Source organism: Streptomyces sp. NPDC059851 (genome assembly GCF_042732005.1).
In the GTDB taxonomy this organism is placed as follows: domain Bacteria; phylum Actinomycetota; class Actinomycetes; order Streptomycetales; family Streptomycetaceae; genus Streptomyces.
On sequence record NZ_JBHWJJ010000218.1, the window covers coordinates 1 to 7802 of the forward strand.

Below are 7802 nucleotides of genomic sequence, written 5' to 3' on the forward strand. Positions count from 1 at the left end.
CTATATTTGGGCGCCCTTTTGTTTTTGTTTTCCCTCCCCGGCCGGCGCGGCGGGGGGGGGGGGGGCGCGCCGGGCCCCCCCCCCCCCCCCCCGATTGGCCGGTCCGCGGCCGCCGCCCGACCCCTACCGTGCCGGGCATGGACCGCACCCTCGCCGCCGACCTGTCCCGCCTGCCCGACCTCCTCGACGCCGCCCGCCGCGCCGCCACCGACACCCTCGCCACCCTCGGCGAGCGCCCCGTCGTACGGCTGCCGGCCGGGCAGCCGGACCCCGAACCGCTCCCCGAACGCGGCACCGGCACCGAAGCCGCGCTCGCCGCCTTCGCCGACCGCTGGGCGCCCCGCCTCTCGGCCTCGGCCGGCCCCCGGTACCTCGGCTTCGTCACCGGGGGCGCCACCCCCGCCGCCCTGGTCGGCGACTGGCTGACCGCCGCCCACGACCAGAACTCCAACTCCGCCCTCGACGGCGCCGGCCAGGACCTCGAACGCGAGACGGTCGGCTGGCTCCGCGAGCTGTTCGGCCTCGGACCCGCGCACAGCGGCACCTTCGTCAGCGGCGCCACCATGTCCAACACCACCGGCCTCGCCATCGCCCGCGAATGGCTCGGCGAACGGCTCGGCGTCTCCCCGGCCGAGGACGGGGCCGCCGCCCTCGGCCCGGTCCGGGTGCTCTCCGGCGCCCCGCACTCCTCCATCGCCAAGGCCCTGGCCGTCCTCGGCCTCGGCCGCTCCTCCCTCGTCCCGGTGCCCACCCTGCCCGGGCGCGAGGCCGTCGACCCCGCCGCCCTCGACCGCGCCCTCGCCGACACGCCCGGCCCGGCCGTCGTCGTCGCCAACGCCGGCACCGTCAACACCGTGGACTTCGACGACCTCCGCGCCGTCGCCGCGCTGAAGGACCGCCACGACTTCTGGCTGCACACCGACGCCGCCTTCGGCGCCTTCGCCGCGCTCTCCCCGCGGTACGCCCACCTCGCCGACGGGCTCGACGCCTCCGACTCCGTCTGCGTCGACCTGCACAAGTGGCTGAACGTCCCCTATGACAGCGCCGTGCAGTTCACCCGCCGGCCCGACCTCCAGGCCCGTGTCTTCCAGAACGCCGCCGCCTACCTCGGCCCCCTCGGTGACCGCCCCGACCTGGTCCACCTCACCCCCGAGAACTCCCACCGGCTGCGCGCCCTCGCCGCCTGGTTCGCCCTGCGCGCGTACGGCCGCGAAGGCCACCGGGAGATCGTCGAGCGCGACACCGCCTGCGCCCGTGCCCTCGGCGCCGAACTGGAGCGGGACCCCGCCTTCCGGCTGCTCGCCCCCGTCCGCCTCAACGTCGTCTGCTTCACCCTCGCCGAAGATCCCGCGCCGGCCCGGCTCACGGCCCTGCGGGAGGCCGCCGCGGCCGAGGTGTTCGTCACCCCGACCGTCTACGCGGGAACCCCCGGCCTGCGCGCGGCGTTCTCCAACTGGCGCACCACGGAGGCCGATGTGCACCGGGCGGCACAGGCCCTCCGCGCCGCGGCGCACAGGACGGCGAAGGGACCCGCATGACGCAGCAGCCACTCACCCTGGCGGAGGTCGAGGCACTGGCGCGCGCCGCGCACGAAGGGCAGACCGACAAGGCCGGCCGGCCGTACGCCGAGCACCTCGCCGCGGTCGCAGCGGGCGTCCGCGCCCGCGGGGGCAGCGTCGAACAGCAGGCGGCGGCCTGGCTGCACGACGCCGTCGAGGACGACGCCCTCAGCCGGGAATGGCTGGATTCCGCCGCCCTGCCCCAGGCCGTGAAGGACATGGTCCTGGCGGTGACCAAGCGCCCCGGTGAGCCGGTCGAGGAGTACACGGCCAGGATCCTCGCCACCCCGGGCGCCCTCCTGGTCAAGGAGGCCGACCTCGCGCACAACGCGGACCCCGCCAGGCTGGCCGTCCTCGACGAACCCACCCGGCAGCGGCTGTCCGCGAAGTACACCCGCGTCCGCTCCCTCCTCGGCCTCACCGCGCAGTGACCCGTGCCCGGTTGGCGGGCACGCGCCACCGGCGGGTCGTCACGTGGCGGATAGTCGGGGCCCGTTGGTGGGAGGATGGTCCGTATGGGGGTACGCACGGCCGCGTGCCCGAGGCCGACCGGGAACGACCGAAGGTGTGATCAAAAGTGGCGATTTCGCTGTCAGTGGTGGTTCTGTTGGCGATCATCCTGGTGGTGATGATCCGCGGCAACCACATCAAGGCGGGCCCCGCGATCGTCGCGGTCCTCTTCGGCTTCTTCCTGGCGTCCAGCTCCATCGCCCCGGACGTCAACCGCTTCCTCAACTCCCTCGCCGACACCATCGCCGGCATCAAGATCTGACCGCGGACCATCAGGTCCGGCCCGAGAACGCCCGGCCCGCCTAGATCGAGTCGTCGCGTTCCAGGACGAGGCCCGTCGAGCCCTCCTCCAGGTCGACGCCGGCGTCGAGGTGCAGGTGGTACCCGTTGCGCAGCCCCGGCCCGGCAAGGCTCACAAGCCGCTCCGCGAGAAGACGAAGCCCTTCGGCGTTGCCCGTTATCAAGATCTCGAGCCCCGAGCCCTGCACGACGATCCGCGGTTCCCCCATGCCGCCACACTATCCGCAGCCGCGTCCCGGGAACGACTCAGGGCCAGGTGGAGGAAACATCCTCTGACCTGGCCCTGAGCCCAATGGAGCGGGTGACGGGAATCGAACCCGCGTAGCTAGTTTGGAAGACTAGGGCTCTACCATTGAGCTACACCCGCAACGCGCGCGCCGCAGATCCGAGGAGCGCGGCACGGAGAGCATCCTAGCGGGTCGGGACGGGGGAGCGCACACCGCATATTGCGTTCGGCCGGTGCCCGACCGCGGGCGGCCGGAAACCTTCCTGCAAAACACGGCGTGTCGGAGGGTCTCCGGCCATGTACCCTACGTGTCGCACCGACGGGGTGTGGCGCAGCTTGGTAGCGCGTCCGCTTTGGGAGCGGAAGGTCGTCGGTTCGAATCCGGCCACCCCGACCAACACCGCCGCATCGCCAAGATCGCGTTGTGGGCTGATTGCCGCTTGCGGTTACTATGCAAGCTGCGTGCCCGTGTGTCTGATGTACCGGGCCCGATCCGCTGGAACGCTGAATTCGCAGCGACAGCAGAGAACCCAGCAGTCAGCCACAAGGAGACCGAACCGTGAAGAGCGCCGTGGAGACCCTGAACCCGACTCGGGTTCGGCTCACTGTTGAGGTGCCCTTCGAGGAGCTCAAGGCCAGCCTCGACGCGGCGTACAAGAAGATCAACCAGCAGGTCACGGTGAAGGGCTTCCGCAAGGGCAAGATCCCGGCCCGCGTCATCGACCAGCGCTTCGGCCGGGGTGCCGTGCTGGAGGAGGCCGTCAACGACGCGCTTCCGAAGTTCTACACCGAGGCGATCAACGAGGCCGAGCTGAACCCGCTGGGCCAGCCCGAGGTCGACATCACCGAGCTGAAGGACGGCGAGCTGCTGGCCTTCACCGCCGAGGTCGACGTGCGCCCCGAGATCGAGATCCCGGACTTCTCCGGCATCGAGGTCGAGGTCGACGCGGTCGAGGTCTCCGACGAGGACGTCGAGAAGTCCGTCGAGCAGCTGCGCAACCGCTTCGCGTCCACCAACGACGTCGAGCGCGCCGCCGCCGAGGGTGACGTCGTCACCCTCGACCTGGAGGCCAAGGTCGAGGGCGAGGTCCTGCCGGACGGTGTCGCCACGGACGTCTCCTACACCATCGGCTCGGGCGAGCTCCTCGACGGCATCGACGAGGCCGTCAAGGGCCTGGAGGCCGGCGGCGAGGCCACCTTCACCTCGCAGCTGAAGGGCGGCTCCGCCGAGGGCAAGGACGCCGAGGTCACGGTCAAGGTCTCCAAGGTCTCCGCCCGTGAGCTGCCGGAGCTGGACGACGAGTTCGCCCAGATGGCGAGCGAGTTCGACACCCTCGACGAGCTGAAGGCCGACAGCCGCAAGCGCCTCGAGAACATGAAGCAGTACGACCAGGCCACGCAGGCCCAGGAGCGCGTCCTGGAGAAGCTGCTGGAGCTCGCCGAGGTCCCGATCCCCGAGAAGCTCCTCGAGGACGAGGTCAACACCCGCAAGCACAACCTGGAGCACCACCAGCTCGGCCAGATGGGCCTGACCCTGGAGAAGTACCTGGAGTTCCAGGGCAAGACGGTCGAGGAGTTCGAGGCCGAGACCAAGGAGCAGGCGATCAAGGGCATCAAGACCCAGTTCGTCCTGGACGCCCTGGTCAACAAGGAGAAGCTGGGTGTGAACCAGGAGGAGCTCACCGAGCACCTCATGCGCCGCGCCGCCTCCTCCGGCATGTCCCCCGACCAGTTCGCCCAGGCGGTCGTCGAGGGCGGCCAGGTCCCGATGCTGGTCGGCGAGGTCGCCCGCGGAAAGGCCCTCGCGCTGGTCGTCGAGGCCGCCAAGGTCGTCGACACCAACGGTGAGGTCATCGACCTGTCCGACGAGGAGGACGAGGTCGAGGCCGCCGCCGAGACGGTCGAGGCCGCCGTCGAGGGCGAGGCCGAGGACAAGGCCGACGAGGCCAAGTAAGCCCGGCGGGTCCCAGCGGCCCGGCAGTACCGTGCAGTACTCCTGAAGGGCCCGTACGCCGCCGCGTGCGGGCCCTTCGGCGTACCCCCGTGGCCCCCGGGAACCTTGCGCTCCGAGCGAACAGTTCGGGAACCGGGATGGCGTTGTCCGACCTGCGCGTTAGGGTCCATGAATACGAGGGCACGGGAGTACCCGGACGACGGCGAACACACCGCGCCGACCGGTCCGCGCCCCAGAACGAGACGCTGAGACGGCATGTGGCCGTCGGAGACGAGCAGGTGGATACGTGACGAATCTGAAGCCTTACGCCGCGGGTGAGCCGTCCATCGGTGGCGGCCTCGGCGACCATGTCTACAACCGGCTGCTCGGCGAGCGCATCATCTTCCTCGGCCAGCAGGTCGACGACGACATCGCCAACAAGATCACGGCGCAGCTCCTCCTCCTGGCCGCGGAGCCGGAGAAGGACATCTACCTGTACATCAACAGCCCCGGCGGCTCGGTGACGGCGGGCATGGCCGTCTACGACACCATGCAGTACATCCCGAACGACGTCGTCACCATCGGCATGGGCATGGCGGCCTCCATGGGCCAGTTCCTGCTCACCGGCGGTGCCCCCGGCAAGCGCTTCGCGCTCCCCAACACCGACATCCTGATGCACCAGGGCTCCGCCGGCATCGGCGGCACCGCCTCGGACATCAAGATCCAGGCCCAGTACCTGCTGCGCACCAAGCAGCGCATGGCGGAGATCACCGCGCACCACTCGGGCCAGACCGTCGAGACCATCATCCGCGACGGCGACCGCGACCGCTGGTTCACGGCAGAGGAGGCCAAGGACTACGGCCTCATCGACGAGATCATCACCGCCGCGTCCCTGGTTCCCGGCGGCGGCGGCACCGGGGCCTGATCCAGGCCCCGGCGATGCGCGGGGCCTCGCGCGAGGCCCCGTACGCCCGCCCGCACCAGGCAAGCCCCAGCCCGCAGAACGGCACCAGGATGGTGAACACCCAGATGCACATGAACAACCTCTCTCCCGCGAGCGGCCTCTACACCGGCCCGCAGGTGGACAACCGCTACGTCGTCCCGCGCTTCGTCGAGCGCACCTCGCAGGGCGTGCGCGAGTACGACCCGTACGCGAAGCTCTTCGAGGAGCGCGTGATCTTCCTCGGCGTGCAGATCGACGACGCCTCCGCCAACGACGTCATGGCGCAGCTGCTGTGCCTGGAGTCGATGGACCCGGACCGCGACATCTCGATCTACATCAACAGCCCGGGCGGCTCCTTCACCGCGCTCACGGCCATCTACGACACGATGCAGTTCGTGAAGCCGGACATCCAGACGGTCTGCATGGGCCAGGCGGCCTCCGCCGCCGCGGTCCTGCTCGCCGCCGGCACCCCCGGCAAGCGCATGGCCCTGCCGAACGCGCGCGTGCTGATCCACCAGCCGTCCGGCGGTACCGGCCGCGAGCAGCTCTCCGACCTGGAGATCGCGGCCAACGAGATCCTGCGCATGCGCGACCAGCTGGAGACCATGCTGGCCAAGCACTCGTCCACGCCGATCGAGAAGATCCGCGAGGACATCGAGCGCGACAAGATCCTGACGGCCGAGGACGCGCTGTCGTACGGCCTGATCGACCAGATCGTCTCCACCCGCAAGATGAACGCGGTCTGATCCTTGCCGCCGCTCGACGCGGACGCATCCCGGAATTCCGGGATGTGAACCGCGTCAAGGGGGCCCCGTACGGGGCCCCCGGCAAGGTACCGTCGGATATGAGGCACCAGGAGCCGCTGAACCAGGCGTCTCCCAGGCGAAGGGGAAGCACCTCGTGGCACGCATCGGTGACGGCGGCGACCTGCTCAAGTGCTCGTTCTGCGGAAAGAGCCAGAAGCAGGTGAAGAAGCTCATCGCAGGACCCGGTGTCTACATCTGCGACGAGTGCATCGACCTCTGCAACGAGATCATCGAGGAGGAACTCGCCGAGACCTCCGAGGTCCGGTGGGAGGAACTCCCCAAGCCTCGCGAGATCTACGAGTTCCTGGAGAGCTACGTCGTCGGCCAGGAGCCGGCGAAGAAGGCGCTCTCGGTCGCCGTCTACAACCACTACAAGCGCGTCCAGGCCGGCGAGAACGGCGGCGCGCAGGGCCGGGACGACGCGATCGAGCTCGCGAAGTCCAACATCCTGCTGCTGGGCCCGACCGGCTCCGGCAAGACCCTGCTGGCCCAGACGCTCGCCCGCATGCTGAACGTCCCGTTCGCCATCGCCGACGCGACCGCGCTGACGGAGGCCGGCTATGTGGGCGAAGACGTCGAGAACATCCTGCTGAAGCTGATCCAGGCCGCCGACTACGACGTCAAGAAGGCCGAGACCGGCATCATCTACATCGACGAGATCGACAAGGTCGCCCGCAAGAGCGAGAACCCGTCGATCACCCGTGACGTCTCGGGCGAAGGCGTCCAGCAGGCCCTGCTGAAGATCCTGGAGGGGACGACGGCGTCGGTCCCCCCGCAGGGCGGCCGCAAGCACCCGCACCAGGAGTTCATCCAGATCGACACGACGAACGTGCTGTTCATCGTGGGTGGTGCCTTCGCCGGGCTGGAGAAGATCATCGAGTCGCGTGCCGGCGCCAAGGGCATCGGCTTCGGCGCGACCATCCGCTCGAAGCGGGAGATCGAGGCGAGCGACCAGTTCCAGGAGGTCATGCCGGAGGACCTGGTGAAGTTCGGGATGATCCCGGAGTTCATCGGCCGCCTGCCCGTGATCACCTCGGTGCACAACCTGGACCGCGAGGCGCTCCTCCAGATCCTCGTCGAGCCGCGCAACGCCCTGGTCAAGCAGTACCAGCGGCTGTTCGAACTCGACGGTGTCGAGCTGGACTTCGAGCGCGAGGCCCTCGAAGCCATCGCGGACCAGGCGATCCTCCGCCAGACGGGCGCACGCGGTCTGCGCGCCATCATGGAGGAGGTCCTGATGTCGGTGATGTACGAGGTCCCGTCCCGCAAGGACGTGGCCCGCGTGGTCATCACCGCCGACGTCGTCCGCTCGAACGTCAACCCGACGTTGGTCCCCCGCATCGTCCCGAAGGACCAGGGCCCGCAGGAGAAGTCGGCCTAGCCGTTACGCGGCGCGATGCCGCAGCCGAACGCAGGAGGGGGGGGCCCCGGGGCCCCGGGGGCCCCCCCCACGCGTGAAAGGGCGTGTGGGAAACCCCCCCCCCCAAACGCCAGTTTTTAGCAAAAAACTACGGGGGTGAACAGA

Annotated in this window: 7 protein-coding genes and 2 tRNA genes; 8 read left to right on the forward strand and 1 reads right to left on the reverse strand. The window is 69.7% G+C overall.

Features of this window, described 5'->3' with window-relative positions; all coding sequences use genetic code 11:
* Window positions 1–137: 137 nt before the first annotated feature.
* From ACFV7Q_RS37400 to ACFV7Q_RS37410, 3 genes are all read left to right on the forward strand, one after another.
* Complete coding sequence (locus tag ACFV7Q_RS37400; RefSeq protein ID WP_385435410.1) at window positions 138–1538, forward strand: pyridoxal phosphate-dependent decarboxylase family protein; 1401 nt, start codon at window positions 138–140, stop codon at window positions 1536–1538.
* The gene (locus ACFV7Q_RS37405) at window positions 1535–1990 is read left to right on the forward strand and encodes an HD domain-containing protein (protein WP_385435411.1); all 456 of its coding nucleotides are present in this window, start codon (window positions 1535–1537) and stop codon (window positions 1988–1990) included. The genes ACFV7Q_RS37400 and ACFV7Q_RS37405 overlap by 4 nt, the downstream gene beginning before the upstream one ends.
* Window positions 1991–2136: 146 nt before the next feature.
* Window positions 2137–2331 (forward strand): hypothetical protein, encoded by a 195-nt coding sequence (locus tag ACFV7Q_RS37410; RefSeq protein WP_179174563.1) that lies wholly within the window; start codon window positions 2137–2139, stop codon window positions 2329–2331.
* 331 nt (window positions 2332–2662) lie between these two features.
* On the opposite strand, the gene ACFV7Q_RS37415 is transcribed toward ACFV7Q_RS37410, so the two are convergent.
* Window positions 2663–2736: transfer RNA gene (locus ACFV7Q_RS37415), tRNA-Gly, on the reverse strand.
* A 179-nt stretch (window positions 2737–2915) separates the two neighbouring features.
* Between ACFV7Q_RS37415 and ACFV7Q_RS37420 the strand changes: the two genes are divergently transcribed.
* The 5 genes from ACFV7Q_RS37420 (at window position 2916) to clpX (ending at window position 7658) form a co-directional block, all read left to right on the forward strand.
* Window positions 2916–2992, forward strand: a tRNA-Pro gene (locus ACFV7Q_RS37420).
* 162 nt (window positions 2993–3154) lie between these two features.
* Window positions 3155–4549: a trigger factor gene (gene tig / locus ACFV7Q_RS37425; RefSeq protein WP_385435412.1), complete on the forward strand. Its 1395-nt coding sequence runs from the start codon at window positions 3155–3157 to the stop codon at window positions 4547–4549.
* Between the two features lie 286 nt (window positions 4550–4835).
* Window positions 4836–5453 (forward strand): ATP-dependent Clp protease proteolytic subunit, encoded by a 618-nt coding sequence (locus ACFV7Q_RS37430; RefSeq protein WP_385435413.1) that lies wholly within the window; start codon window positions 4836–4838, stop codon window positions 5451–5453.
* An 89-nt stretch (window positions 5454–5542) separates the two neighbouring features.
* The gene (locus ACFV7Q_RS37435) at window positions 5543–6217 is read left to right on the forward strand and encodes an ATP-dependent Clp protease proteolytic subunit (RefSeq protein ID WP_385435416.1); all 675 of its coding nucleotides are present in this window, start codon (window positions 5543–5545) and stop codon (window positions 6215–6217) included.
* 154 nt (window positions 6218–6371) lie between these two features.
* The gene (gene clpX / locus ACFV7Q_RS37440; protein WP_030297265.1) at window positions 6372–7658 is read left to right on the forward strand and encodes an ATP-dependent Clp protease ATP-binding subunit ClpX; all 1287 of its coding nucleotides are present in this window, start codon (window positions 6372–6374) and stop codon (window positions 7656–7658) included.
* The last annotated feature ends 144 nt before the right edge of the window (window positions 7659–7802 follow it).